This window comes from Rhodococcus sp. DMU1, from assembly GCF_012272955.1.
GTDB lineage: Bacteria > Actinomycetota > Actinomycetes > Mycobacteriales > Mycobacteriaceae > Rhodococcus > Rhodococcus aetherivorans.
Map to the genome: position 1 here is coordinate 5,387,265 of NZ_CP050952.1, position 24,813 is coordinate 5,412,077.

General features: G+C 68.9%; 22 protein-coding genes and 1 pseudogene. 8 read left to right on the top strand and 15 right to left on the bottom strand.

From position 1 onward, the window contains the following. Nucleotides 1-28 precede the first annotated feature (28 nt). The 11 genes and pseudogenes from HFP48_RS24530 to HFP48_RS24580 form a co-directional block, all read right to left on the bottom strand. On the bottom strand, nt 29-1,171 hold the full coding sequence (locus tag HFP48_RS24530) for a thiolase family protein (RefSeq protein WP_102800127.1): 1,143 nt from the start codon (nt 1,169-1,171) through the stop codon (nt 29-31). Then, complete coding sequence (locus HFP48_RS24535; protein WP_168580205.1) at nt 1,168-1,605, bottom strand: OB-fold domain-containing protein; 438 nt, start codon at nt 1,603-1,605, stop codon at nt 1,168-1,170. The genes HFP48_RS24530 and HFP48_RS24535 overlap by 4 nt, the downstream gene beginning before the upstream one ends. Next, a complete protein-coding gene (locus HFP48_RS24540) occupies nt 1,602-2,090 on the bottom strand; it encodes an OB-fold domain-containing protein (protein WP_029546421.1) in 489 nt (162 codons plus the stop codon). The genes HFP48_RS24535 and HFP48_RS24540 overlap by 4 nt, the downstream gene beginning before the upstream one ends. Beyond that, a complete protein-coding gene (locus HFP48_RS24545) occupies nt 2,087-3,274 on the bottom strand; it encodes a lipid-transfer protein (protein WP_043798010.1) in 1,188 nt (395 codons plus the stop codon). Before HFP48_RS24545 ends, HFP48_RS24540 begins: the two co-directional genes overlap by 4 nt. A gap of 100 nt (nt 3,275-3,374) precedes the next feature. Continuing rightward, on the bottom strand, nt 3,375-4,187 hold the full coding sequence (locus HFP48_RS24550; protein ID WP_050036000.1) for an SDR family NAD(P)-dependent oxidoreductase: 813 nt from the start codon (nt 4,185-4,187) through the stop codon (nt 3,375-3,377). Further along, complete coding sequence (locus HFP48_RS24555; protein WP_006939872.1) at nt 4,184-5,011, bottom strand: mycofactocin-coupled SDR family oxidoreductase; 828 nt, start codon at nt 5,009-5,011, stop codon at nt 4,184-4,186. Before HFP48_RS24555 ends, HFP48_RS24550 begins: the two co-directional genes overlap by 4 nt. 84 nt (nt 5,012-5,095) lie before the next feature. Next, a complete protein-coding gene (locus HFP48_RS24560; RefSeq protein ID WP_051446008.1) occupies nt 5,096-6,214 on the bottom strand; it encodes an extracellular solute-binding protein in 1,119 nt (372 codons plus the stop codon). Between the two features lie 94 nt (nt 6,215-6,308). Then, on the bottom strand, nt 6,309-7,073 hold the full coding sequence (locus HFP48_RS24565) for a glucose 1-dehydrogenase (protein ID WP_029546425.1): 765 nt from the start codon (nt 7,071-7,073) through the stop codon (nt 6,309-6,311). 168 nt (nt 7,074-7,241) lie between these two features. Further along, a pseudogene (locus HFP48_RS24570) lies at nt 7,242-8,270 on the bottom strand (NADP-dependent oxidoreductase); the annotation flags it as partial. A gap of 60 nt (nt 8,271-8,330) precedes the next feature. Beyond that, entirely contained in the window at nt 8,331-9,818 is a 1,488-nt protein-coding gene (locus HFP48_RS24575) for a class I adenylate-forming enzyme family protein (protein WP_168580206.1), read from the bottom strand. 274 nt (nt 9,819-10,092) lie between these two features. Then, nucleotides 10,093-10,290: a hypothetical protein gene (locus tag HFP48_RS24580; RefSeq protein WP_050036003.1), complete on the bottom strand. Its 198-nt coding sequence runs from the start codon at nt 10,288-10,290 to the stop codon at nt 10,093-10,095. Between the two features lie 211 nt (nt 10,291-10,501). Between HFP48_RS24580 and HFP48_RS24585 the strand changes: the two genes are divergently transcribed. From HFP48_RS24585 to HFP48_RS24600, 4 genes are all read left to right on the top strand, one after another. After that, nucleotides 10,502-11,827, top strand: coding sequence for a DUF3533 domain-containing protein (locus HFP48_RS24585; protein ID WP_050036004.1), 1,326 nt, complete (start codon nt 10,502-10,504; stop codon nt 11,825-11,827). 260 nt (nt 11,828-12,087) lie between these two features. Then, complete coding sequence (locus tag HFP48_RS24590) at nt 12,088-12,753, top strand: TetR/AcrR family transcriptional regulator (RefSeq protein WP_006939889.1); 666 nt, start codon at nt 12,088-12,090, stop codon at nt 12,751-12,753. After that, entirely contained in the window at nt 12,750-13,616 is an 867-nt protein-coding gene (locus HFP48_RS24595; RefSeq protein ID WP_006939890.1) for a 3-hydroxyacyl-CoA dehydrogenase, read from the top strand. Before HFP48_RS24590 ends, HFP48_RS24595 begins: the two co-directional genes overlap by 4 nt. A gap of 202 nt (nt 13,617-13,818) precedes the next feature. Then, complete coding sequence (locus tag HFP48_RS24600; protein WP_102800135.1) at nt 13,819-15,438, top strand: bifunctional 3'-5' exonuclease/DNA polymerase; 1,620 nt, start codon at nt 13,819-13,821, stop codon at nt 15,436-15,438. Here HFP48_RS24600 and HFP48_RS24605 read toward each other — a convergent pair. Genes HFP48_RS24605 through HFP48_RS24620 form a run of 4 tightly spaced genes read right to left on the bottom strand, consistent with a single transcriptional unit; the run spans nt 15,417 to nt 17,836 of the window. Beyond that, nucleotides 15,417-16,280 (bottom strand): DNA-3-methyladenine glycosylase 2 family protein, encoded by an 864-nt coding sequence (locus tag HFP48_RS24605; RefSeq protein WP_168580207.1) that lies wholly within the window; start codon nt 16,278-16,280, stop codon nt 15,417-15,419. The two genes, HFP48_RS24600 and HFP48_RS24605, sit on opposite strands and share 22 nt — an antisense overlap. Beyond that, nucleotides 16,277-16,864, bottom strand: a complete 588-nt coding sequence (locus HFP48_RS24610) for a methylated-DNA--[protein]-cysteine S-methyltransferase (protein ID WP_168580208.1) — start codon at nt 16,862-16,864, stop codon at nt 16,277-16,279. Before HFP48_RS24610 ends, HFP48_RS24605 begins: the two co-directional genes overlap by 4 nt. Next, nucleotides 16,861-17,352, bottom strand: coding sequence for a sigma-70 family RNA polymerase sigma factor (locus tag HFP48_RS24615; protein ID WP_006939896.1), 492 nt, complete (start codon nt 17,350-17,352; stop codon nt 16,861-16,863). Before HFP48_RS24615 ends, HFP48_RS24610 begins: the two co-directional genes overlap by 4 nt. After that, nucleotides 17,339-17,836 carry a methylated-DNA--[protein]-cysteine S-methyltransferase gene (locus HFP48_RS24620; protein WP_102800137.1) on the bottom strand — a complete coding sequence of 166 codons (498 nt, stop codon included), beginning with the start codon at nt 17,834-17,836 and terminating at the stop codon, nt 17,339-17,341. Before HFP48_RS24620 ends, HFP48_RS24615 begins: the two co-directional genes overlap by 14 nt. Nucleotides 17,837-18,226: 390 nt before the next feature. Here HFP48_RS24620 and HFP48_RS24625 point away from each other — a divergent pair, with 390 nt between their 5' ends. The 4 genes from HFP48_RS24625 to HFP48_RS24640 all read left to right on the top strand — a co-directional run bounded on the left by HFP48_RS24625 (nt 18,227) and on the right by HFP48_RS24640 (nt 24,472). Then, nucleotides 18,227-19,264, top strand: coding sequence for an AraC family transcriptional regulator (locus HFP48_RS24625; RefSeq protein WP_168580209.1), 1,038 nt, complete (start codon nt 18,227-18,229; stop codon nt 19,262-19,264). A 56-nt stretch (nt 19,265-19,320) separates the two neighbouring features. Further along, the gene (locus HFP48_RS24630) at nt 19,321-20,364 is read left to right on the top strand and encodes a putative sulfate exporter family transporter (protein ID WP_006939902.1); all 1,044 of its coding nucleotides are present in this window, start codon (nt 19,321-19,323) and stop codon (nt 20,362-20,364) included. 492 nt (nt 20,365-20,856) lie between these two features. Then, nucleotides 20,857-21,657 (top strand): polyphosphate kinase 2, encoded by an 801-nt coding sequence (gene ppk2 / locus HFP48_RS24635; RefSeq protein ID WP_082120332.1) that lies wholly within the window; start codon nt 20,857-20,859, stop codon nt 21,655-21,657. A gap of 28 nt (nt 21,658-21,685) precedes the next feature. Beyond that, entirely contained in the window at nt 21,686-24,472 is a 2,787-nt protein-coding gene (locus tag HFP48_RS24640; protein WP_168580211.1) for a cation-transporting P-type ATPase, read from the top strand. Nucleotides 24,473-24,813: the final 341 nt, after the last annotated feature.

Sequence of the window (24,813 nt, forward strand, 5' to 3'; positions counted from 1 at the left end):
TCGGAAGGTGAAAGTCGGGATGCGCCGGTCAGCGCGTGAGGACGGTGCAGGCGCTGATGCCCGGCGCGCCGTAGACGTGGGTGAAGCCGACCTTCGGCTCCCCGGGGACCTGCCGGTCCCCTGCCACGCCGCGGAGCTGTACGACGTTCTCGTAGACCTGGCGCAGGCCGGTCGCGCCGATCGGCTCGCCGTTGGCCAAGCAGCCGCCGTCGGTGTTGACCGGGATCGAACCGCCGATTTCGGTGGCACCGGACCGGATGAGGGACTCCTGCTCGCCGTGCTTGCACAACCCCGTCTCGGCGAGGTGCATGATCTCGGCTCCGGCCTCGGTGTCCTGGATCTGTGCGACGTCGACATCGCCGGGTTCGATGCCGGCGGCCTCGAACGCCGCGCGGGAGGCCGTGACGGTCGGGCCGTCGGCCCGTGCGGGCGACGTCCACGGACTGAACACCTCGAACGAGCCGAACTCCCTGGAGCGCAGTTCCGCGGACTCGAGAAACACCGGGGCATCGGTGTATTCGTGAGCCCGGTCCGCGCGGGCGAGGACGAGAGCCACCCCGCCCTCGGCGGGTGAGCAGAACATGTACTGCGTGAGCGGGTCGTTGACCATCGTGGAGCTGGCGATCTGCTCCTCCGTCATCGGCGTGCGGCGCCACGCGTGTGGGGCGAGCGCGCCGTTGCGAAACGCCTTGGCGGCGACTGTCGCGAGCAGCGACCTGGGCAGGTTGTGTTCGACGAGGTAGCGCTGGATCTTCATCGCGAAGAACTGGGTGGTGACCATCATGCCGCTCTCGCCGTACCAGCGGCCGATACCGTTGTCCTCGGGGCGGGCATTGAACGCGCCACGCGGATGTTTGTCGAACCCGACGACCAGGCCCAGATCGGACTCGCCGGAACGGATCCGGCTGACCGCGGAGGTCAGGGCACTGCCACCGGTCGCGCAGCCGTTCTTGACGTTGACGAACGGCAGCCCGGTCAGGCCCAGGGCAGAGACGAGCGTGTCGGCGTTGCCGGCCGAATCGCTGCCACCGTACGCGAACTGGATGTCCTTGAACTCGACTCCGGCGTCGGCGAGTGCCTGCCGTGCCGCATACGCGCCCTGCTCGAGCCCGCTCACGCCCTCCGTGCGGCCGAACTTGTGGATGCCGACGCCCACGATCGCGACCTTCATCGCTGCTCCTCACTGCTCGGGGCGAACGCGAATGTGACGATCTCGGTGCCGTCCTCGTCCACGTGGTTGACGATCGTGGTCAGCCGCATCGGCATGTCGATCCGCAACGCACCCGCATCGGCGATGGTCAGCCGCGCCTCGACGATCACGTCGCCGAGGTCGACATAGCCCACGCCGAACGGTTCGAACGGCTCGACGCACACGAACGGGTGTTTCGGCGGGAAGGATTGCACGGTGTAGGACCACAGAGTGCCCTCGCGCGGCAGTTCGAGATCCGTCATCGCATTCCCGCCGCACCGCGGGCAACCGCTCTGGTACGGGAAGGTGACCGTGCCGCAGGACGGGCAGCGGGCGCCCCGCAGCGCGGCCCCGGGGTTGCCGCCGACGAACAACTCCGGGTCGATGGGGCGCCACGTTGCGGTGGAGGCGCTCATCGGCCGGCTCCATCCGTAGCGGCCGTGCGTTCGGTGTCGATCTCCCACACCGGCAGCACCACAGGGTTGCCCGCCGCGTCGGTGCCGAGGTCCTCGAACGCACTACGCACGGGGGTACCGGCCGCGACGTCGATGCGGCCGGGCAGGTTGCCGATCAGCCGAACCCCGTCCGCCTCACCGTCGACGTCGACGACGATCACCGTGTACGGCACCGGAAACAGCGGATGGACCTGATGCTCGACGATCGTGTGGGCATAGACGGTGCCTGTGCGGGCGACCGGCTTCCAGCGCACCGACGTGCTCGCGCAGTACACACAACGCGGCCGGGGCAGGTGTATGCGGCGGCCGCAGTCCTCACAGGTGAGGATCGCGAGCTCTCCGTCCGCGGCGGCGTCGAAGAAGCCCTTGCTGCCGCGCTCGGTGACGAGGGGGCGCAGCCGGTCCCGCGTGGTGTCCGCCGGTACGGCGGTGCCGCGGGCGCTCATGCCGACACCAGGATCAGCGCGCTGGCCGCCGGCGGCGGCGCGGAGGTGACGAGGGAGACCCGGGCTCCCTCGACCTGGCTGGTGGAGGTGCCGCGGATCTGCCGCACTCCCTCCACGACGTGGTTCATTCCGTGGATGTATCCCTCGGACATGTGTCCTCCACTCGTATTGATCGGGATCGACCCGCCGAGGTCGATCTGCCCGTCGGCAAGGAAATCGCCGGTGTCCCCGCGCTTGCAGAATCCGTAGTCCTCGAGCTGAATCAGCGCAGTGATCGAATAGCAGTCGTAGATCTGTGCGACGTCGACGTCGGCCGGGCCGAGACCGGCCCGCGAGTACAGCGTCTCCTGGCACACCCTCGACGGCAGGGCGGTGATGTCCTCACGCATGAGCGTCGGGTACATGAGGCCCGGCTGCGGGTGCGGACAGGTGGACATCGCGACCGACCGGATCAGGGCCGGTGTCTGCCTCAGGTCCTCGGCCCGTTCGGTGGTGGTGACGACGACCGCGGCGGCACCGTCGGTCTCGAGGCAGTAGTCGTACAGACGCAGCGGCGACGACAGCATGCGCGAGTCGAAGTAGTCGTCGAGCGTCATGGTGCGCTCGTACATCTGTGCGGCCGGATTGGAGTTGGCGCGGCGGCGGGTTACCAGGGCGATCTGCGCGAGCTGCTCGGAGGTCAAGCCCGTTTCGGACATATAACGCTGCGCGACCAGGGCGAAGTACTGACCCGACGACAGCAGGCCGTAGGGGCCGAAGAACTCCTCGAACGTCTCATTACCGCCGACCTCGGGGGTGGCGACCGGGGACAGACCGAAGCGACGGCCGGAGCGGCCGTTGAGGGAGCGGAACACCACGACGGTAGTGGCCTGCCCGCTCATGATCGCGGCGACGGCCTGCGCGACCATCGCGGCCGGGCCGGAGCCGCCCGGGCCGGCCTCGCCCCAGTAGGTCAGGTTCGGAACGCCCAGTCCGTCGGCCAGGGCCGCGCAGGAGACCAGGTCCATGTCGTTGCGGACGATGCCGTCGACATCGGCCGGGGTCAGTCCGGCATCGGCGAGGGCGTTCGCTGCGGCCTCGACGGCCAGAGCCGTAACCGACACGCCGGAGTCGCGGGAGTACTCCGTCGTGCCGATGCCGGCGATCGCGCAGGCATCCCTGCGCCAGGTGGGGTCGGTGGACATAGGCGGTCACCTCTGCGTAGCGCTCGCCGGGAAGCGGCGGGCGGATGGGTTCTGTCGTTTTCGGAATGCTCGAGGTCGAGGCCGGATTCCACCGGTCTCGTCAGTTCGCGGTCAAGCCGCCGTCCGCGGCAATCGCGGCTCCGGTCATGAACGAGGCGTCGTCGGAGAGCAGGAACGCGACCACCGACGCCATCTCGCCGGGGTCCGCGGACCGCGCCAGCGCCGTGTTCTCGACCACCCGGCTGCGCGTGGCCTCCGGCTCCGGGCCCTGCAGCGCGGCGGAATTCGCGCGCAGTCCGGTGCTCACCAGACCCGGGCACAGGCAGTTGGCCCGGATCCCCCGGGCGGCGTATCCCATGGCAACCGAGCGGGTCAACTGCAGGACGCCCCCCTTCGACGCGTCGTAGCCGGGGGTGTTCAGATTCGTGGACACCAGCGACGCGACCGATCCGACGGTGACGATCGACCCCCCGTCCGCGTCGAGCAGGTGCGGAATCGTCGCGCGCAGCGGCAGAAATGTGCCGGTGAGGTTCACCCGCAGGATGCGCTCCCAGTGGCCCAGGTCCATCTCGTGCAGCATCGCGGTCCCGGAAATGCCCGCGCACGTGACCACCCCGTCCAATCCACCGAACTCGGCGACGGCCGCTTCCACGGCCGCGGCGACGGAAGCCTCGTCGCCGACGTCGCACACCGACCCGATCACGGTGCCGCCGGCCGCGCGCACCGCATCGGCGACCTCCACGGCCGCGTCCTCACGGGCGTCGGTGACCGCGACGGCCGCGCCCTCGGCGGCGAGGCGGTGTGCGACGGCCGCGCCGATTCCGCTGCCGCCACCGGTGAGGAACACCCGCCGCCCGGCGAGCCGCTGCGTCAGGTCCGCGGACGTCGTTCCGCTGGTCTCGGTGATCGTCACAGCCGCACCCCCATGTCGACGGGGAGCGCGACCCCGGTGATGTACTGGGCCTCGTCGGAAGCCAGGAACAGCACCGCGTTGCTCAGGTGGGCCGCCGAAACCCACCCGACGCCCATCGGATTGCGGTTCTTGGAGCGTTCCCACAGGTCGTCCGGCCCCGGGTTCTCCAGATCCGGGCCGAAGATGCGGAAGGTGGCCTCGTTCAGCAGCATCGGGGTTTCGACGGCGCTCGGGTTGACGGTGTTCACCCGGATGCCGTGCGGGCCGAGTTCCGCGGCGAGCGTGCGCATCAGGCCCATGACGCCGCTCTTGGAAGCGTTGTAGTGGGCGATGTTGGCGGAGCCGAGCATGGCCTGGATCGAGCTCGTGATGACGATCGAACCACCCCGGCCGGCCTCGATCATCGCCGGCACGACCGCCTTGACGGTATGGAAGGCGCCGGTGAGGTTGACGTCGAGCATGTCCTGCCACTCGGTGTCGCTGAGCTCCCACGTAGGACGGAAGCCGACGATGCCGGCGTTGGCGGCGACGATATCGATGTGGCCGAACTCCGCGAGGGCCTCGTCGACGACCGCGTCGAGCTGCTCCTGGCTGCGCACATCGGCGGTGCGTGCCAGTACGCGCCGCCCGGTCGCGGCGACCAGCGCCTCGGTCTCCTTCAGTTCCACCTCGGTCGGGAGTGGGTAAGGCACCGAGTCGATCTCGGTGCATGCGTCGAGGACGACGACATCCGCGCCCTCCTGAGCGAGCCGCAGCGCATGCGACCGGCCCTGTCCGCGGGCTGCGCCCGTGACGAGCGCAACCTTGCCTTCAACTCTTCCCATCGATCCGTCTCCTTCTCGGAATACCACTGGTTGTCGAGACCCGCTCGAGAGCGCTCGGTGAACGGAAGTCACTGCCGGCAGGGATCACTGGTTGAACAGCTGGCCGAATCGGACCTTCAGGGCCTCCAGCGCCTCGGGCGTCATCGCGCTCAGGTCCTGCGGCGCCACCGTGTCGATCGTCGTCACGGCCGACGAGACGTTCGGCAGCACGGCCGCGTTGCGGAACGAGAGCGCCTCCTGCCCGGCCGGGGTAACCATGTAGTTGGCCAGGAGCTGAGCAGCGTTGGGGTGCGGAGCTTTCGCCAGAATCGACGTGTACATCGGGGCCCCCCACACGAGCTTGTCGAACCCGCTGTCGACCGGTGCGCCGTTCTTTTTCTCCACCGTCTGGTCCTGGGCGAACACCGTCGCGGCGATCTCACCGGAGGCGAGGGCCTGCGCGACCGGCAGCGCGCCCGGGTAGATCCGCGGCTTCTGCGCGGCGAGCCTTTCGACGAAGCCCTCACCACCGACCTGCTCGAGGTAGCTGCCGTAGAAGTCGACGTGCGCGGTCGACGTCGGCAGCACGATACCGATCTTGCCGTCGGCAAGCGCCGGGTCGAGCAGGTCCTCATAGCTTTCCAGTCCCGCGGGGTACCGGTCGGTGTTCCAGCCGAAGGTCAGCACGGAGGCGCCGGTGACGAAGTCGCCGGACCCGCGCAGCAACGTGTCGGTGTCGTATTCGGAGGACGGGTCGGTGAAGGCCGGACCGATCGGCTCGGCGATCCCACCGGCGGCCGCGAGCTCGACGACCCAGGGTGAAGTGGCCTGGGTGACGATGTCGGCGACCTGGTTGCCGGTGTCCGCCTCCGCGCCGACCTTCTGGTGGATGTTCGCATCGACGTCGCGGACGACGTTCACGCGGATCCCGTAGTCCGCCTCGAAGCGGCGGCCGAGTTCGGCGAGGGCATCGGCCGCGTTCGAGGAGTAGATAGTTACCTCACCTTCCGCCTCGGCGGCCCCGACGATCTTCTGCCACGACTCGTCCCCGGCGGGTCCGGTCGCTCCGACGGCCTCGGAGGTGATGCGATCGTCACCGCCCCCGCCGCACGCGGCGAGCAGCGTGGACACGACGGCGACGGCGATCACGGCGGTGGGTCGGGTGAGAGAGAACCGGCGACGGACGGTGCGGTCAGCGTGCGAGCGCCGGGAGGGAATACGCATGTGGGACGACTCCTGTCGAACGGTCGGCACGGCCGACGTAAAGGGGATCACCGCGTTCCGGCGATCACGGGTTCGCGATCACGGGTTCGCCCGATCAGGCGGTCGACGTCCGACCACCGTCGACCGGGATGATCGCGCCGGTGGTGTAGGTGGACCCAGGGCCGGCCAGGTACAAGGCGGCACCGACGATCTCGTCCGGATTCCCTGCTCGCTGCAGCGGCAGGGCCTCGAAGATCTCGTTGGCGTAGTCCATGTCCCATGCCTTGCTGATGTCGGTGAGAAACGCACCGGCCATGACCGTGTTGACGCGCACCGTTGGCCCGTACGCCTGCGCGAAGCCCTTGGTGAGGGCGTTCAGTCCCGCCTTTGCCGCGGCGTACGGCAGGTCGTTCGGCGTCGGGCGTTCGGCCGCGATCGAGCTGATGTTGATGATCGAACCGCCTGCACCGGCGGCCATCCGCGGCGCGATCAGTGCGGTGAGGCGGAAGGTGCCTTTGAGGTTGACGTCGATGACCTTGTCGAACAAGGCTTCCGACACCTGGTCAAGGCTCGGGTACAGCGGGGCCATACCCGCGTTGTTGACGAGGACGTCGATGCGGCCGAATTCCTCGTAGACACGTTCGACGAGCGGTTGGTGAGCGTCCCAGTCACCGACATGGAAGGCCAGCGGAAGGGCCCGGCGACCGGTGGTCTCGGCGACCTCCGCGGCCAGTTTCTCGCAGCTTTCGACCTTGCGGCTGACAATCACGGTGTCAGCACCGGCACGGGCGAACGCGAGGGTCATCTCCCGGCCGAGGCCGCGGCTCCCGCCCGTGACGAGGGCGACCTTTCCTTCCAACGGCAGCGCCTGGTCGGTCATCGTGTGACTCCTTCGGGTATGGGGCCGCACCGTGTGCTTCGGGTGCTGTGCCGGATTTTCGGTAGGTTCGGGGCCGGCACCGCAGCAGCGGTGCCGATCGAGGTGTGCTTTCGGGTTCGGTTCGGTCAGCCGCCGGCGGGTGTCCGCGGCGAGCGGGACCACGGCCTTCCCGGTGGCGGTACCGTCGAGCATGCCGAGGAATGCGTCCCACGCGCCCGCGACGCCACCGGTGAACTCGGTGTGTACCGAGCGAATTCGATCCGATCGGACGAGACCGGCCATTTCCGACTCGAATTCCTCGCGGGCATCGAGGTGGTCGCCGAGCAGGAAACCCTCCATGCGCGCGCGCCGCCAGATCAGCTTGAGGAGATTGCTCGGGCCGGGTTGCGGCGCGGCCGAGTTGTAGATGCTGATCATTCCGCACAGCGCGATGCGGGCGTGATCGTTGATCACCCGGATTGCGGCCTCGAGATGTTCTCCGCCGACGTTGTCGAAGTACACGTCCACGCCCGTGACACCGAGTTCGGTCATCGCACGGCGCAGAAGGTCCTTGATCGGGCCGTCGTGGTAGTCGAACGCGGCGTCGGCTCCCAGGCTCCTCGTGAGCGCAACCTTCTCGGGCGACCCGGCACTCGCGATCACCGTGGCACCGCGCAGTTTCGCGAGCTGGACAACCGTCGAGCCGACCGCTCCGGCGGCCGACGACACGAACACGACATCGCCGGCCACGACGCGAGCGATCCGCTCGACGCCGACCCATGCCGTCATGCCGGGAATCCCCAACAGTCCCAAATGCATGGCGGGCGGGAGGTCGTCGTGCCGCAGGACACGGCACTCGGATGCCGGGACCAGCGAATGCTCCCGCCAACCGTGGTCGTGCAGGACGAGAGCACCGACGGGGACGGCGCTCTCGGAGGACTCGGTGACGCGCCCGACGGTCGGGGCGAGCATCGGCTCGCCGATCTCGTAGGGCTCCGCGTAGGTGGCCTCGCCGCCCATGCGCCCCCGCATGTACGGCTCGACCGACATCACCAGGTTCGCGACGCGGACCTCGCCGGCCCCGGGAGCACCGATCGTCGTCGCCACGAGTTCGACGTCGGTGTCGCGTGGCCGGCCGCTCGGCCGGGCGCGCAACACCCACGCCTGCTGAGTCGGATCTGCTGTGCCGGTGAGGTTCACGTCGGTCTCGTCCTCCATGTCGGATCGGGAACTGCGAAAGAGCTGATGAGCGCCCGGGGCGATACCCGGAAGTGGCGGTCAGGCGACGGCGCAGATCCGGTCGACGAGGTCGCGCCGCACGAGCTTGCCGGTCGGCGTCCGCGGCAGCTCGTCGACGAACACGACGTCGTCCGGTGTGCGGGAGCCGCGCAGCCGCTCACGGCACCAGGCCCGGAACGACTGTGCATCGTCGTGAACCTCGCCGTTCGGCACGATCACCGCGCAGATCCGCTCGCCCCACTCGTCGTCCGGCACACCGATCACGGCCACCTCACGGACCTGGCCGTGATGCACAAGGACGTCCTCGATCTCGGCCGGCGCGATGTTCTCACCGCCCCGAATGATGGTGTCGTCGGCGCGGCCGCCGATGTAGAGGAAGCCGTCCTCGATGCGGGCCCGGTCCCGGGTGGAGAACCAGCCGTGCGCGTCGAGCACCGAACCCTTGCCCATGTACTCGCCACTGACCTGTGCGCCGCGGACCCAGAGCAGCCCCGTCTCCCCCTCGGCGAGGACGGTCACGTCGTCGTCGTCCCGGACCTGGGCCTGCATCCCGGGAACGATGCGTCCCGCAGAAGCAAGCCGGCCGCGGAGGGCAGGGTCGGCGAACGCTTCCCGATGGTCCTCGGGACCGAGCACGGCAATCGTCGAACTGGTCTCGGTGAGACCGTAGGCATTCACGAAACCGGTGTCGGGGAAGGCCGTCAGTGCCTTTTCGAGGACCGGCTGTGGCATGCGGGCTCCGCCGTACGCGAGAGACGCGAGGGACGGTGTGTCGGCGGGTGCGCCGTCGAGATGTTCCACGATGCGCGCGAGCATCGTCGGCACGACCATCGCGCTCGATACCTCCTCCTCTCGGACGAGATCGAGCCACGCCTGGGGCGAGAAGTCGGGCAGATACACCATCCGACGGCCGGCGTAGATGTTGCTGAGCACCGCCCCCAGACCCGCGATGTGATACGGCGGGGTGCTGACGAGCGTCGCCTGTTCTTCTCCCGCAGAACCGAATTCGACGGTGTTGAGCAGATACGACAGCAGATGCCGGTGGCGCAGCAACACGCCCTTCGGCGCGGAGGTCGTCCCAGAGGTGAACAGCACGATCGCCGTGTCGTCGTCGGTCGAGCGATCCCCCGTCGCCCGCTCCGTCGTGCGTGCGAGCTCGAGGAACTGCGAGGACGTGACGATCCGGTGCGAGAGCCCGGAGAGCTTGTCGACGTACACGTCGTCGGCGACGACGATCGGCTGGTCGAGCCGCTCGATCAGTTCGCGTAGCTGGTCGGCGCCGAGTCGGTAGTTCAGCGGCGCGAGCGGGATGCCGGCGCGTGCCGAGGCGAACATCAGGACCGGCAGAACGGGGCCGTTCACGCCCACGAAGACGACATGGCGGGCCCCGAGTTCCTCCAGGACCGTGGCTCCCCTCGACGCGATCTCGTCGAGCTGCCCGTAGGTAGCCCCATCGGCCCGGCGTCCCATTGCGAGCCGATCGGGTGTGGCCGACGACGCCATGTCCAGGACCATTGCGATGCCCATTTCACCACCTGTCTGAGAACACGCTCACGATGCGACGACCTCGTCTGTGCTTCCGGCCGACGCCCTCCTCGAAGGAACAGGGAAGTGCTTCACGTCACTTCTCCCTCCCGATGTGAACCATAGCAACTATGGCAATATTTGTGAAGGTAATAGTAGTTCTGCGTCCCGGTGCGGCATAACCCCAGGAAGACGACCTGCCGAGGCGGCAAGAGGCACTCCTGACGCAGCGCAGCCCTCCGACCATGAGGTCGAAGGGCTGCGTCAAGCCTCGGGCTCAGACATTTGTGGGCCTGACCAGTTTCGTGGTGTCCGCCGGCGCCGCAACCCGCGGCAGCTTCACCAGCGCCAGCATCACTCCTGCCACGAGCAGGCACCCGATCGGGAAACACAGGCCGATGGTGACATCGTCGGCGGTGGCGTTCTTACCGATGACGGCGCGCCCTGCGGGATGAACAGCGAATGTATCGCTCACTCGATCAGACCGACAGCACGATACATTCGCTCACTCGGCCCCCAGTGTGCCCATGAGTGAGCCATCTCGCGCGAGAGGCGGGGACGTGTCTCCTGCCACGAGTGGGCCGAGTAGGGCGCTTATCTGCTCACGGGCGTGCACAATTGAGTGGCCGGCCCGTTCCGACCGGCCACCCGCACTACCCGACTGCACGCACCATGGAAGGCCCGGAATGAGTTCGACGGAGATCAGCGCCGACCCCCACGCCGGCACACTGCGCAGCCCCCGCTTCTGGCTGGCGCCGGTCGTCGTGGTGACCGCCGTGATGGCGGCCCTGGCGGCCCTCTACATCGGCAGCATGATCAATCCGGCCGACAATTTGCACAAGTTCCCGGTCGCGATCGTGAACCAGGATGTCGGCGACGTGCTCCCCGGTTCGGATCAGCAGCGCAACCTCGGCGCCGAGATCACCGCCGCCATCGCCGACGGGGTCGATCCGGAAGAGATCGATCTGCAACAGGTCGGGATCTCCGCGGCGACCTCGGGACTCGATTCGGGCCGGCTCTACGGGGCGATCGTGATTCCGAGCGACTTCACCAAACGCACGTCGATTCTTGCGCAGGGCAGCGTGATCCCCGGCGACATCGAGAAGCCGATCATCACCGTCTACACCAACCCGCGCACCGGCACCTTCGGCAAGGGCATCGTCGAGTCGATCGCCGACCGCGCCCTGACCACCGTGAACACGACCGTCGGGGAGCAACTCACCACCACGGTCACCGATACCCTCGCCACCAGCGCCCCGGATCTGCAGTTGTCCGGCGGAAGCCGCTTGGTGCTGGCGGATCCGATCGACATCCGCTTCGTCGAGCACAAGCCCCTGCCCGACGGCACCGGACTGGGCCTGTCCGCGTTCTACTACACGCTGCTGCTCATCCTCGCGGGCTTCACCGGCGCCACCATCGTCAACTCGCTCGTCGACAGCGCCCTCGGCTTCGTCCCCACCGAGTACGGGCCCTGGTACGTCGACCGGAAGACGGCGCACCTGTCGCGGTTCCGGGTCCTGCTCGTGAAGTGGGCGATCATGGTGATCCTGGCACTGATCGTCTCCGCGCTCTACCTCTGGATCGCCACCCTGCTCGGCATGCCCGTGACCCGCGCCCTGCTGCTGTGGGAGTACGGCGCCCTCGCGATCACCGCCGTGGGTGTCACCTCGATCTCGGTGATGGCCGTATTCGGTTCCGCCGGACTGCTGGTGAACCTGTTGATCTTCATCATCCTGGGCCTGCCGTCGTCGGGAGGCACCGTGCCACTCGAGGCCATGCCGCCGTTGTACTCGTGGCTGTCGACGTTCGAACCGATGCACCAGGTGTACATCGCGACCCGGGCCATCCTGTACTTCGACGGCAGCGGGCCGGCGGGTCTGACCCGGGGCGCCCTGATGACACTCCTCGGACTCGGCATCGGCCTCGTGCTGGGTGGGGTGGTGACCCGGATCTACGACGTGCGCGGATTCCACCGCCGCAGCGACGCGGAGCCTGTGTCCGCCGCAGCGTAACGACGCGAAAGACAGGACCCCGCTGCTCCTCGAGGGCAGAGCAGCGGGGTCCCAGGTCTCGAACGTAGCGTTCCGATTCCGCCCGGCCCAGCCGCGACGGGGTGAAACGGGGGATGAAACGGGTCCTCGACGGCGACGCCGGGCGGGCACATCGGGTGCCTGCAGGACGGTATCGGAGTACGCTCATTAATGAGTCCACTCATTTTGGGAGGCGCAGGATGGTTACCTCATCGGGAACTCCGGGTCGTCGAGACCGGAACATGCGTGACAAGCAGTCCCGCATCTTCGCCGCCGCCGCATCGTTGTTCGCCGAGAAGGGCTTCGCGGGAGTCACGACACAGCAGATCTCCGAACGTGCGGACGTCGCGGCTGGAACGTTGTTCCGCTACGCGACGTCCAAGGGCGAACTGCTGATGATGGTCTACAACCAGCAGTTCCGGTCGGCCCTGAGCGCCGGCGACCGCGAGTCACGATCGCGGCGCGACCCGGTGGACGCGGTGCAGGCCGTCGTCCGACCTATTCTCGAGGCCGCCGACAGCCACGTCGAGAACACGGTGAACTACCAACGTGAGCTGCTGTTCGGCTCCGCAAGCGAGAAATACCGTTCCGAGGGACTCGATCTCGTCGCCCGCTTCGAGGAGACGATCGCGCGTCGGCTCGTCGAGGCCGCGCGGAACCGTGGGCTGGACGAGAGACGAGCGGAGGACCAGGCCCGGCACGCCGGCCGGAGCATCTTCGCGATCCTGCACCTGATACTTGCGCGCGCATTCACCGGTGCGCATCCCGACGACGACCCCGAGGCCGACCTGCACGCCCAGATCGACCAGATCGTCACGGGTTTTTTCGCGGCACTCGACGACGACCGCCCGGCCCGCAGCGGGCCGGAACCGGGCGCGTCCTCCCCACAACGAAAGAAGGAAGCATGACCAGCCGGATCAGCAAGGTGACCGTCCTCGGGACCGGGGTCCTCGGCGCACAGATCGCGTTCCAGTCCGCCTACAGCGGATTCGCCGTCACCGCCTACGACATCAGCGACGACGCCCTCGCCAACGCGCAGAAGCGCTTCGGCGAACTCGCCGAGACGTACCAGCGTGAGGTTCCCGGTGCCGGCGACGGGAAGGCGGAGGCGGCCGCGACCGGCATCCGCCTGTCCTCCGACCTCGCAGACGCCGTCCGGGACGCCGACCTCGTCGTCGAGGCCGTGCCCGAGGTCCTCGACATCAAGCGGGACACCTACACGAAGCTGGGCGAGGTCGCACCCGCGGACACGATCTTCGCCACCAACTCCTCCACACTCCTGCCGAGCGACATGAAGGACTTCACCGGCCGTCCCGACAAGTTCCTCGCGCTGCACTTCGCCAACCAGGTGTGGAAGTTCAACACGGCCGAGATCATGGGCACCGACGACACCGACCCCGCGGTGTTCGACCAGGTCGTCGACTTCGCCGCGGCCATCGGCATGGTCCCGGTCCCGATCCACAAGGAGAAGGCCGGCTACGTCCTGAACTCGCTGCTGGTGCCGTTCCTCAACGCCGCCGGTGAGCTCGCCGCGGGCGGCTACGCCGACCCCGAGGACGTCGACAGGGTGTGGCGGATCGCCACCGGCGCACCCATGGGTCCCTTCCAGATCTACGACGTCATCGGACTCACCACGCCTTACAACATCCTGTCCCACGGCGACGAGAAGGACCGGACCATCGCCGCATGGTTGAAGGAGAACTACATCGACGCCGGCAAGCTCGGTGCGGCGACCGGCGAAGGGTTCTACCGCTACCCCAACGACAAGTAGCGGCAGATACCGCGAAGGGGCGACGCCTCACGTCCTACAGCAGCCCCGCAAGCCCACAGGGGTGGACGAGAGGACAGCATGGTTCGTCGGGGCCGGGCTCGCCTCCCTATCCGAAACTGTTGCGTGAGAATCTGATCGCAAAGCTGGAGACGACGGAGATCGGCGACCTGCTCGAGGAGTCCGGCCTGCTTTCCGAGTAACCGTGCGGGTCCGGAGGCGACGGTGGACGGGACCGTCCGCCGGCGGTGTCGGCACGGCGGTGCAGACTGGACGGGTGCGCACCGTACTGGTTCCCGACACCGCCGGCGGGCAGCCGCCCGGCGGATGGACCGTTCCGGTCGGCGCCGACGGACGCCCGCTCGCCGCGGCCGAATACCACGACGACCTCGCGACGGCCGCGCGGACGCTCGAGGCGGCGGACCCGCCGCGGTGGATCTGGACCGGCACCGCGACCGTGTACCCCGCCCTGCTGCGCGCCGGGGTCCGGGTGCGCCGATGCCACGATCTGGCGTCCACACGCGCGATCCTGAACGTACGCGCCGGGATTCCCGCACCACCGGAGCAACAACCGGTCGACGAGCGCCCCGGGCTGTTCGACGTCGCCCCCACCGTCGACCCCGAGACCGTGCTCGCCGAGTTCGAGCGGCAGCGCACCGAACTCGCCGGCAATGCCCGGCTCGAACTGCTCGTCGCCGCCGAATCGGCGGGCACGCTGGCCGCCGCGGAGATGGGTTTCGACGGGTTGCCGTTCTCCGCCGACGCCCACCGCCGCGTGCTCGAGCGCACCCTCGGTCCGCGCCCCGCCGACGACGGGCTGCCGCCCCGGATCACCGAACTGAACGCACGGATCGGCGAGGTGTTCGGCCGTGCGCTGAATCCGGCCTCGCACACCGAAATTCTCGAGGCGTTCCGACGCGAAGGCATCGACCTGTCGTCCACCCGCAAATGGGTGCTGCGCGAACTCGACCATCCGGCGGTGCCGCTGCTCTTGCAGCACCGGGATCTGTCGAAGCTGCACAGCACCAACGGGTGGCAGTGGCTCGACACCTGGGTGCGCGGCGGGCGGTTCCATCCGGTCTATGTGCCCGGTGCCGTGGTGTCCGGGCGCTGGGCGAGCCGCGGCGGCGGGGCCCTGCAGATCCCGAAGGCGCTGCGGTCGAGCGTGATCGCCGAGCCCGGGCACGTCTTCGTGATCGCCGACGCCGGCCAGCTCGAACCGCGCATCCTGGCCGCGATGTCCGGCGACCCGCGGATGACGGCGGCGGCGGGCGGCGACGACCTGTACGCACCGGTGGCTGCGGCCGCGTTCGGCGGTGACCGGGCGAAGGCGAAGGTGGCCGTGCTCGGCGTGCTCTACGGTGCGACGGCCGGCGAGTCACGTGCGCTGCTCACCCTGCTGCGCAGGAGCTTTCCCGAGGCGGTGGAGTTCGTGGAACGCGCCGCACGTGCCGGCGAGCGCGGTGAGGTGGTGCATTCGTGGCTCGGCCGCGCGTGCCCGCCGCCGGGTGCCGACTTCTTCGCGCACGGCGACGCGCGGGCGCGGGGGCGGTTCACCCGCAACTTCGTCGTTCAGGCGACGGCCGCCGAATGGGCGCTGTGCGTGCTGGCCGATCTGCGCCTGCGCCTGGCCGCCGACGACACCGGCGAACTCGTCTTCTTCCAGCACGACGAGATCGTGGTGCACACCCGCACCCCGGAGGCCGCGACGGCGCACCTGTCCGCCGCGGTGGAGTCGGCGACCCGGCTGTTGTTCGGTGACACGAAAGTGCTTTTCCCCATGCATGTCTCGATACGGGACCGTTACGGCGAGGACGAGCCGTAGGCGGAGTGCGTCCACAGGTGGAACGCGGCGTAGGCCCGCCACGGACTCCACTGCCGGGCCCGGACCGTCGCCTCGCGGGCAGAACCCACGCCGAGGGCCCTGCGCAGCACCAGATCTCCGGCGGGATACGCGTCACGGTCCCCGAGGACGCGGACGGCGAGGTAGTCCACGGTCCACGGCCCGATGCCGGGCAGTGCCGCCAGATCGGTGCGGAACCGCACCGGTTCGGCCGGATCGAGCCCGTCGGCCGCGGCGCGAGCGAGCGCCAGCACGGTCCGCACCCGCGCCCGGGTGAGCCCCACCGCCCCCTGCACCTCGTCGGCATCCGCGGCGGCGAGCCGCTCCGGGGCCGGAAAGCAGCGCATAGCACCGGATCCCGGATCTCCGTAGCGGGCGACGAGCCGACCGGCGAACGTGGCGGCGGCGGCGACGCTGACCTGCTGGCCCAGCACGGTCTGCACGGCGGTGTCGAACCAGTCCGTCGTCCCGAGCACGCGCAGTCCCGGCCGGGCCGCCACCATCGGGGCGAGCTGCGGATCGGCGCCGAGCGCCGCGTCGATCACGGCAGGCTCGGCGTCGAGGTCCAGCCACCGCCGGACCAACTGCTCGACCTCGGGCAGGTCGCGGCGGTCCGCGTCGATCCGGACGGGCACGTGCTCGGCGGCCGGCCGGGGCCGGATCGCGACCACCGCCGGGCCGTGCCGGCCCCGCACCGACCGCACGTGCGTGCCGGTGGCCGCGTCGTGTCGTTCGAGACCGGCGACGGTGTGGCTGCGCAGGGCCGCCAGCATCGGGGCGGTGGCCAGCGGCGGGGTCACCGCCAACCGCAGGGCGACGCTCACGCCGCGGCCTCGAGCCGCAACAGCGTGCGTTTGGCGTCCACGCCGCCCACGTACCTGCCGAGGTCTCCGTCGCTGCGCACCACCCGGTGGCACGGCAGGACGACGGGCAACGGATTCCGCGCGCACGCCGTACCCACTGCCCGGACGGCACGCGGGCTGCCGGCCACGGCCGCCACCTCGGCGTAGCTGGCGGTACGGCCGTAGCCGATGCGCGGCAGGTGCGTGATGACCTCGCGGCGGAAGCCCCGGGCCAGGCGCAGGTCGAGCGGCAGGTCGAACGCGGTGCGGGCGCCGCGGAAGTACTCGTCGAGCTGGCGGGCGGCGTCGTCGAGCCGGGCGGGCGCGGCGAGGATGCGCGGGCTGATGTCGGCGGCGAGCCGGGCGAGGACCGCCTCGTGATCCTCGGCGGCGTAGGCGACCCGCACGAGGCCGGCGGGGGTGGCGGCGAGCAGCAGCGGTCCCACCGGGGTGTCGACGATCCGGTAGGCGACGTCGAGCAGGTCGGCGGCCTCGGCGTCGAGGATCAGCCGCGCGTGCAGGCGCGTCAGGTCGGCAGCATCGACAGGCGACGATTCGAGCGTCATGACGGTTCCTCCGTCGGGTAGCGGCGGCGCAGCGCGGCCCGGCCGTCGGCGGCGGCGCGGCGCGCGGCGTCGGTGGAGTTGCCGAGGATCGCGGCTATCTCGGCGTAGGGCAGGCCGACGACGTGGTGGTAGACGACGGCGGCGCGCTGAGTGAACGGCAGCGCGGCCACCGCCGACCACAGGTCGTCGTCGGGCTCGGGCATCCCGGAGGCGAGGGGGCGTTCCGGCAGGGCGGCGACGGGCACCGGGGTCCGCGCCCGGGCACGGTGGACGTCGACGGCCTTGCGGTGCGCGATCGTGACGAGCCACGCCTCGACGTTGCTGCCCGGACGCAGCGCCGGGTAGGCGCGCAGCGCGGCGAGGAACGTCTCGGACCACGCGTCGTCGGCGTCGACCGGACCGAGCAGCGCGCGGCACACCCGCAGGACGGTGGCGCCGTGCTCGGCGACGACCCGCTCGAACGGCGGCAGCGGGTCAGGGGACGGCATGGGTCACCTGCGCCTCCCGGTCGAGCAGGTAGCGCTTGCGGGCGAGACCCCCGGCATATCCGGTGAGGCTGCCGTCGCGGCCGATCACGCGGTGACACGGCACGACGATGCTGACGGGGTTGCGGCCGTTCGCGGCGGCTACCGCCCGCACGGCCGTGGGGTGCCCGACGGCGGCGGCCAGGTCCGTGTAGGTGCACACCGTGCCGTATGCGACGGTCCGCAGCGCCTGCCAGACGCGGAGCTGGAAGGCGGTGCCGTGCAGTGCCAGGGGCACGGTGAACTCGGTGCGCTGCCCGGCGAAGTACTCGGCGAGCTGCTCGGTGACCTCCTCGAAACCGGTCGCCGCGACGTCTCCGAAGGTGCGCGGGCCGGGCCGGTGCCGGTGTTCGGCGAGGTACAGGCCACTGAGTGCTCCGTCCGTCCGCACCAGAGTCAGCGGTCCGATCGGTGAGTCGACGACCGTGTGGGTTCGCGTCGCGTTCACGGGGTTGATCCTTCCATCCGGCGTATACGAGGTAGACGCATCGGCGGAGAGAAATGTGAGAAACCAGCGATCCGAGATGCAGTTCACCCGGGCGGGGATGGAATACCCGGGACAGGGGCGGTGTTGAAGAGTTCGGATCGGCACGCTCCGTGTCCCCCGGGCTCAGTTATTTTGCCTTTGCAGAGTTCCGTCCGGCTGGAGCTGCATTGCGCCTGTCGCCGTGAGGCGACCGGACGTGCCGGTCCTTCTTCTTTCTTCCCGTCTCGGCGGGCGTGACCCCGTCCCGGGGCCGGGCGAACCCGCGGTCGCGGCGTCGAGCCTCCCGGTCGACGCCGATATAGTCGTCATCACTCGTCGCGTGGCTTATCGATTCGGGACAGGAAGCGGCAGTTGAAGCCTCTCGCACGCTATGCCTCACTGAACAACTACGTCGAGCTCGCCCACTCGCTGGGCTTGAATCCCGCCTCTCTCGCCAGGAGCGCGGGCCTGGACCCGGCCAGCCTGAGCCTGCAGGACCGCTGGGTGCCGGCGGCGGCGATCGCCGAGTTGCTCGAACGCTCCGCCGCCGAGTCCGGCCGGGACGACTTCGGCCTCGCCCTCGCCGAGCGCCGGCGATTCTCCAACCTCGGCCCGCTGAGCCTGGTCATCAGGGAGGAACCGGACGTCCGCAGCGCCCTGAAGGTCCTCATGCGCCACGAGCACATGTACAACGAAGCCCTGCGCATCCGCCTGAACGAGCATGGCGGTGTCGCAACCCTCCGGCTCACCCTCGACCTGGGGCAGCCGGGGACCTTCCGCCAGTCTGTCGAACTCGCCGTCGGAGTTCTGCACCGGTTGCTGCAAGGCTTTCTCGGGCCGGCCTGGCAGCCCGTCACCGTGTCGTTCGCCCATCCGGCTCCGCGCAGCATGCGCACTCACCTCCGACTCTTCGGACCCGTCGTCGAATTCGAGCAGGACTTCGACGGAATCACCCTCTATGCCAAAGATCTCGACGCCCCCAATACGATGTCCGATCCGCTGTTGCGGCCGTACACCCAACAACTCCTGGACTCCATGCACGCCACACGCGAGGCGACGACTCTCAATCGTGTCCGCGAACTGATCGAACTCCTGCTTCCCACCGGTCGTTGCTCGATCGAGCAGGTCGCTCGCAGCCTGGGGGTGGACCGCAGGACGGTGCACCGCAGACTCGCCGAGGAAGGCCACACCTTCTCGTCGCTCCTGGATTCGGTCCGCGCCGAACTGGCCGGGCACATGGTCGGCAACCGGCGCTACTCCCTGACCGAAGTCTCCGACCTGCTCGGATTCTCCTCGCCCAGCAGCTTCTCGCGCTGGTTCCGGAAGCGCTTCGGGTGCACCCCCAGCCGGTGGCGCGCCAGAGAATCGTCGTCGGATCAGCACCGGGTGCGTCATATCGAATCGATATGACGTGATGCGGAAACACGGTCTATCCGCCCACCCCGGGAGCCGTCAGGCTGGGCACCATGGCCGTATCCCCCACCACGCCCGCACCGCCGGTCTCGGTTCGCCTGCGCACGCCCGTCCCCGGACTCGTTCTCTGCGGCGCGGGTGCCGCGGCTGCGCTCGCTGCGTCGGCACTCGTCGACGGCCTCAGCCCCCTGCTGATCGCGATTCTCGCCGGTGCACTGCTGGCCAACACCACGAGGTTGCCGACCGTCACCGAACCGGGCATCACCATGGCTTCCCGGCGGTTGCTCCGCGTCGGAGTCGCGCTCCTGGGACTTCAGCTCCTGGTCACCGACGTCCTGGACCTCGGCTGGGGCGTGCTCGGCATCGTCGTCGCCGTCGTGTCCTGCGGCATCGCCGGAACCATGGCACTGGGCCGGATCCTCGGTCTCGGCTGGACGCAGCGACTGCTCATCGCGTGCGGATTCTCGATCTGTGGAGCGGCCGCCGTCGCAGCCGCGGACGGGGTCGTCGAGGCCCGGAAGCAGGAGGTGGTCACCGCCGTCGCACTGGTGGTCGTCTTCGGCACTGCGATGATCCCCGGCCTCCCGCTCGCGGCGTCCGCGCTCGGGCTCGACCACACTCGGGCAGGCGTGTGGGCCGGTGCCGCGATCCACGAGGTGGCGCAGGTCGTGGCCGCCGGCGGGGCCATCGACGCCCACGGTGCCGGCGCGGCCGGAGCGACCGCTCTCACGGTGGCGGTGACGGTGAAACTTGCCCGGGTCGCGCTGCTCGCGCCCGTGATCGCCTGGATCGGCGTGGCCTCGCGCCGCGTCACCGCCACGCAGGCCGACACGCGGCGCCCACCGCTGGTGCCGCTGTTCCTGCTCGGCTTCCTCGGCTGCGTGGCCCTGCGCGCCACCGGTCTGCTCCCTGATCAGGTTCTCGGGTCGGCTCGACTCGCGCAGACCGCGCTGCTCACCGCCGCCATGTTCGCGCTCGGGACCGGCGTACGCATCGACGTCCTCCGAGGCGTGGGCTGGCGGCCCTTCGCCCTCGCCGCCGCATCCACGGCATGGGTCTCGGCCCTCGCACTCACGGGAATCCTGCTGTTCGGATGAGCGAACCCGTCCGGTGACCGGCACCGAGCAGGGTCGCAGGAACGAGGGCAGGAGGCACCCCGCCGCTCCGCGAAATCGGCACAGCTCCTCGAAATCGGCGCCGATCCTCGAAATCGGCACCACTCCTCGAATTAGGCACCGCTCCTCGAATTCGGCACAGCGCCGACCGTCCTGCCGCGAAACGCGGCCAATCGGGCGGGGTGGGGAGGAGAATCCCACCCATGCACGCCATCGACGGAACACGCGAGCGCGACGTCCGGCGATTCCCCCTCGATTCATCCGCATCGTCCGCACCTCCGGTGCAGGACTCGAGAACTCGACGTCGGACCGGAAAGGCCCCGGGCCGGTCCCGGGTTTGATCGCATCGGATTCCTGGTGGCAGGAGATACAGCTGTGGGATCGAAATCCGCACCCTCGAAATCGAAGAAGAAGAAGGGCACGGCGCACAGGGACGCGAAGCACGGGCCGCAGCCTCGTGCCGATACCGGCGAATTGCACGCGCCGACCGTCGAGTTCACCCCACCGATGAAGAACAAGGAGTACCGGCGCCTGCTCAGACCGCTGCACGCCGAACTCGTCGCAGTGCAGGAATGGGTGAAGGCGTCGGGCGCGAAGATCTGCATCGTGTTCGAGGGGCGTGACACCGCCGGGAAGGGTGGGGTCATCAAGGCGATCACCGAGCGGGTGAGCCCGCGGGTGTTCCGCGTGGTCGCGTTGCCCGCACCGACCGAGCGGGAGAAGACGCAGATGTATGTGCAGCGGTATCTGCCGCATCTGCCCGCCGGTGGAGAGGTCGTGATCTTCGACCGCAGCTGGTACAACCGCGCCGGCGTCGAACGGGTGATGGGCTTTTGCACCGAGGAGGAGTCGCGCCACTTCCTCCAGCTCGTTCCGGCGGTCGAACGCGCAATCGTGGAGTCGGGTGTAATCCTGCTGAAGTACTGGCTCGAGGTGAGCGAGGAGCAACAGACCGCACGTTTGCAGAGCCGGATCGACGATCCGCGCAAGATCTGGAAGCTGTCGGACCTCGATCTGCAGTCGTACAGCCGGTGGTACGACTACTCACGGGCGCGGGACGAGATGTTCCGCTTCACCGACACCGGCTGGGCACCGTGGTACGTCGCCGACAACGACGACAAGAAGCGCGGGCGGCTCAACCTCATCAGCCATCTGCTGAGCAAGATCCCCTACGAGCCCCTGGAAGGTCGCGACATCAGCCTGCCGGCGCGGCAAAGCCCCGACGGTTACCGGGTGACGACGCAACCGCTGCACTGGATCCCCACTCCCTACTGACGTCCGCGCCGGGAAGGACCTGCCAGTCATGGCCTCGACAGAACGCACGCCGAAACGGTCGGACACCCCCGCGACTGGGCAAGCACCCACGACGTGGCACACCCAAAGGGCCGACGTCGTGGTGTCCGCACTGGCCACCGACACGCAGACCGGACTGACGAGCGACGAGGCGGTCGAGCGTCGCCGACGCTACGGGTCCAACAGCATCGTCTCCGAACCCGCACCGTCGGCACGGGCGCTCGCGCTGCTCCAGCTGAAGGACCTGATGAACCTGATGCTGGTCGCGGTGGCGGTCGTCAGCGTCGTCATCGGGGAGATCCCCACGGCGATCGTCGTTGCCGTACTCGTCGGACTCAACGTGGTCCTTGGCACCCGGCAGGAGTTGAAGGCCCGCGCCAGCGTCGACGCACTGGCGAAGATGCAGACCCCGCAGGCGCGGGTGACCCGTGACGGGACACTGGTTCAGCTCGCCGCCACCGACCTGGTGCCGGGCGATGTCGTGCAGCTCGAGGCGGGCGACATCGTCCCCGCGGACGGCCGACTGCTCACCTCGGCCACCCTCGAGACGCAGGAGGCGGCACTGACGGGCGAAAGCGCCCCCGTCCCGAAGGATCCCCAGACCCTCGGCGCCGCCGACGTCCCCCTCGGCGATCGCAGCAACATGGTCTTCCAGAACACCTCGGTCACGCGCGGCACCGCCACCATGGTGGTCACCGAAACCGGCATGCACACCCAGATGGGCCGCATCGCCTCGATGCTCTCGGCCGTCACGCCGAGCAAGTCGCCGCTGCAACGCGAACTGAATTCGCTCACCAAGGTGCTCGGCATCATCGCGTGGACCGCGGTCGCCCTCATCGTCGTCCTCGGAGTGATCCGCGGACAGAGCGTGACCACGGTCTTGCTGCTGGGCATCTCCATGGGCGTCTCCGCGATCCCGACCGGCCTGCCGACGTTCGTCCAGGCCATGCTCGCCTACGGCGCCCGCCAGCTGGCCGAGGCGAAGGCCGTCGTGAAGAACCTCACCGACGTCGAGACCCTCGGCGCCACCAGCGCGATCAACTCCGACAAGACCGGCACGCTGACCATGAACCAGATGACCGTGCGGTCACTGTACTTCCACTGCCGCTGGTACAGCGTCGACGGTGAGGGATACAGCAAGTCGGGGCGCGTCACCCACGTCGCGGGCGAGTCGGCCCCCGACTTCACCCTGCTCGCCTACGGGCTGTGCCTCGACAGCGACGCCACCGTCTCCGACACCGGACAGGTGGTCGGCGATCCCACCGAGGCCGCCCTGGTGGTGCTCGCAGCGAAGGTCGGCGTCGACGCTCCCCAGACCCGGCGGACGTATCCCCGCGTCGCCGCCGTGCCGTTCGACTCCGCGTACAAGTTCATGGCGACGTTCCACTATCTACCGGTCGACGGCACCACCCGATTCGTGGAACTGGTCAAGGGCGGACCGGACGTCGTTCTCGCGCGGTGCACGAACGCCTTCCGTCCCGGCCGGCAGGCGGTACCGATCGGCGACGTCCGGCAGGAGCTGATCGCGGCGAACCAGGCCATGTCCGAGAAGGGCCTGCGCGTCCTGGCGTTCGCAGCACGCGTGCTCGACGGGCAGGAGCAGGCCGTGCAAGCCGACCCCATGTCGTTCGTCGAGGACCTCACGTTCGTCGGTATGGTCGGCATCATCGACCCACTCCGGCCGGAGGCAATCGATGCCGTGCGCACCGCCCACGAGGCCGGCATCGAAGTCCGAATGATCACCGGAGACCACGCGATCACCGCATCCGCCATCGCCGCCGAACTCGGCCTCGGACCGGGCGCGATCGGTGGCACCGAACTGCAAGCCATGACCGACGAGGAATTGTCGGCTGCCCTGCCCGACCTGCACGTGTTCGGCCGCGTCACCCCGCAGGACAAACTCCGCCTCGCCGACGTCATGCAGAAGACCGGCGCGGTCGTGGCGATGACCGGCGACGCCGTCAACGACGCCGCCGCGCTGAAGAAGGCCGACATCGGTGTCGCCATGGGATCGGGCAGCGAAGTCACCAAACAGGCCGGCAAGATGGTCCTCACCGACGACAACTTCGGGACCCTGATCAGCGCGATCCGCCTTGGCCGCAACATCTACGACAAGATCGTCTCCTACATCCGTTACCAGATGTCGAAACTGTTCTCACTGGTTCTGCTGTTCCTCGTCGCGAGCATCTTCGACATCAACGACGGCGTCGCACTCACCCCGCTGATGGTGCTGTTCCAGCACTTCTTCATCACTCTGTTCCCGGTCGCCGTCATCATGCTCGACCCGCCGGCGCCCGACCTGATGAACAAAGCGCCCCGCGATCCGAAGCTGCCCATCGCCAACCGGAGGGCGTTCACGCAGTGGCTGGCCTACGGCATCCTGCAGTTCGCCGTCACCCTCGCCGCGATGCTCCTCGCCCCGGGCGAGATGAGCACCACCGAAGCGAACGTCCCCATGACGACGGCATTCGTGGTGCTGTCGTTCGGATCCGTTCTCGCCGGACTCGTCATGCGCCGCGATCCGGAATCCGGCCTGGAGGCCCCGATACTCGGGGCGCTGAAGATCCTGTCGATTCCCGTCGTGGTCACCGTATTCGCCGTCGAAATCGGCTTCCTCCAAGAACTTCTGATGACCACGTCGCTGACCGGAGGCCAGTGGCTCGCCTGCCTCGGCTGGGCGCTGATCGTCCCGATCGTCGTCGAAGCGGAGAAGGCGCTGCGCCGCCGCCGATCGGGACCGCCGGCACTGCTTTCGCCCGAGGCCGCAGTCGGCCCGCAACGAGCCGGTACGCACTGACGTCGACTCCGGCGGGCACGAGCCGGTTCGGTAGTCGACACCGGTGGGGTTGTCGGCCTGCTGCGCCGTCCCCTGGAACCGGCCCGGGACGCGCTGATTCCTCACCGGGTTCGCGGCCCGCGTCGACCTGATCCGATCGACGAGTCCGGATGTGGTGATCCGCCCGGACCGGGAGCCTTCCCCAGTGCACAGGGCATGTCCCCAAATGAACAGAATTACGTCCCTCAGGGATAAGCATTCGGGCATGCACTCCACTACTGTTAGGTCCATCACACAGAGCCGGTTGGGGAGAGGGAACGTCGGCCACGGCCGCGACATCGCCCACCTCCTCCCGCCGGAAC

What these genes read in the sequence shown, in the direction of transcription:
- HFP48_RS24640 (WP_168580211.1), top strand. Translation starts at nt 21,686, where the DNA reads ATGGCCTCGACAGAACGCACGCCGAAACGGTCGGACACCCCCGCGACT.
- HFP48_RS24595 (WP_006939890.1), top strand. Translation starts at nt 12,750, where the DNA reads ATGACCAGCCGGATCAGCAAGGTGACCGTCCTCGGGACCGGGGTCCTC.
- HFP48_RS24535 (WP_168580205.1), bottom strand. Translation starts at nt 1,605, where the DNA reads ATGAGCGCCTCCACCGCAACGTGGCGCCCCATCGACCCGGAGTTGTTC.
- HFP48_RS24565 (WP_029546425.1), bottom strand. Translation starts at nt 7,073, where the DNA reads ATGACCGACCAGGCGCTGCCGTTGGAAGGAAAGGTCGCCCTCGTCACG.
- HFP48_RS24585 (WP_050036004.1), top strand. Translation starts at nt 10,502, where the DNA reads ATGAGTTCGACGGAGATCAGCGCCGACCCCCACGCCGGCACACTGCGC.
- HFP48_RS24615 (WP_006939896.1), bottom strand. Translation starts at nt 17,352, where the DNA reads ATGCCGTCCCCTGACCCGCTGCCGCCGTTCGAGCGGGTCGTCGCCGAG.
- HFP48_RS24540 (WP_029546421.1), bottom strand. Translation starts at nt 2,090, where the DNA reads ATGAGCGCCCGCGGCACCGCCGTACCGGCGGACACCACGCGGGACCGG.
- HFP48_RS24575 (WP_168580206.1), bottom strand. Translation starts at nt 9,818, where the DNA reads ATGGGCATCGCAATGGTCCTGGACATGGCGTCGTCGGCCACACCCGAT.
- HFP48_RS24555 (WP_006939872.1), bottom strand. Translation starts at nt 5,011, where the DNA reads ATGGGAAGAGTTGAAGGCAAGGTTGCGCTCGTCACGGGCGCAGCCCGC.
- HFP48_RS24560 (WP_051446008.1), bottom strand. Translation starts at nt 6,214, where the DNA reads ATGCGTATTCCCTCCCGGCGCTCGCACGCTGACCGCACCGTCCGTCGC.
- HFP48_RS24630 (WP_006939902.1), top strand. Translation starts at nt 19,321, where the DNA reads ATGGCCGTATCCCCCACCACGCCCGCACCGCCGGTCTCGGTTCGCCTG.
- HFP48_RS24545 (WP_043798010.1), bottom strand. Translation starts at nt 3,274, where the DNA reads ATGTCCACCGACCCCACCTGGCGCAGGGATGCCTGCGCGATCGCCGGC.
- HFP48_RS24610 (WP_168580208.1), bottom strand. Translation starts at nt 16,864, where the DNA reads ATGACGCTCGAATCGTCGCCTGTCGATGCTGCCGACCTGACGCGCCTG.
- HFP48_RS24590 (WP_006939889.1), top strand. Translation starts at nt 12,088, where the DNA reads ATGCGTGACAAGCAGTCCCGCATCTTCGCCGCCGCCGCATCGTTGTTC.
- HFP48_RS24530 (WP_102800127.1), bottom strand. Translation starts at nt 1,171, where the DNA reads ATGAAGGTCGCGATCGTGGGCGTCGGCATCCACAAGTTCGGCCGCACG.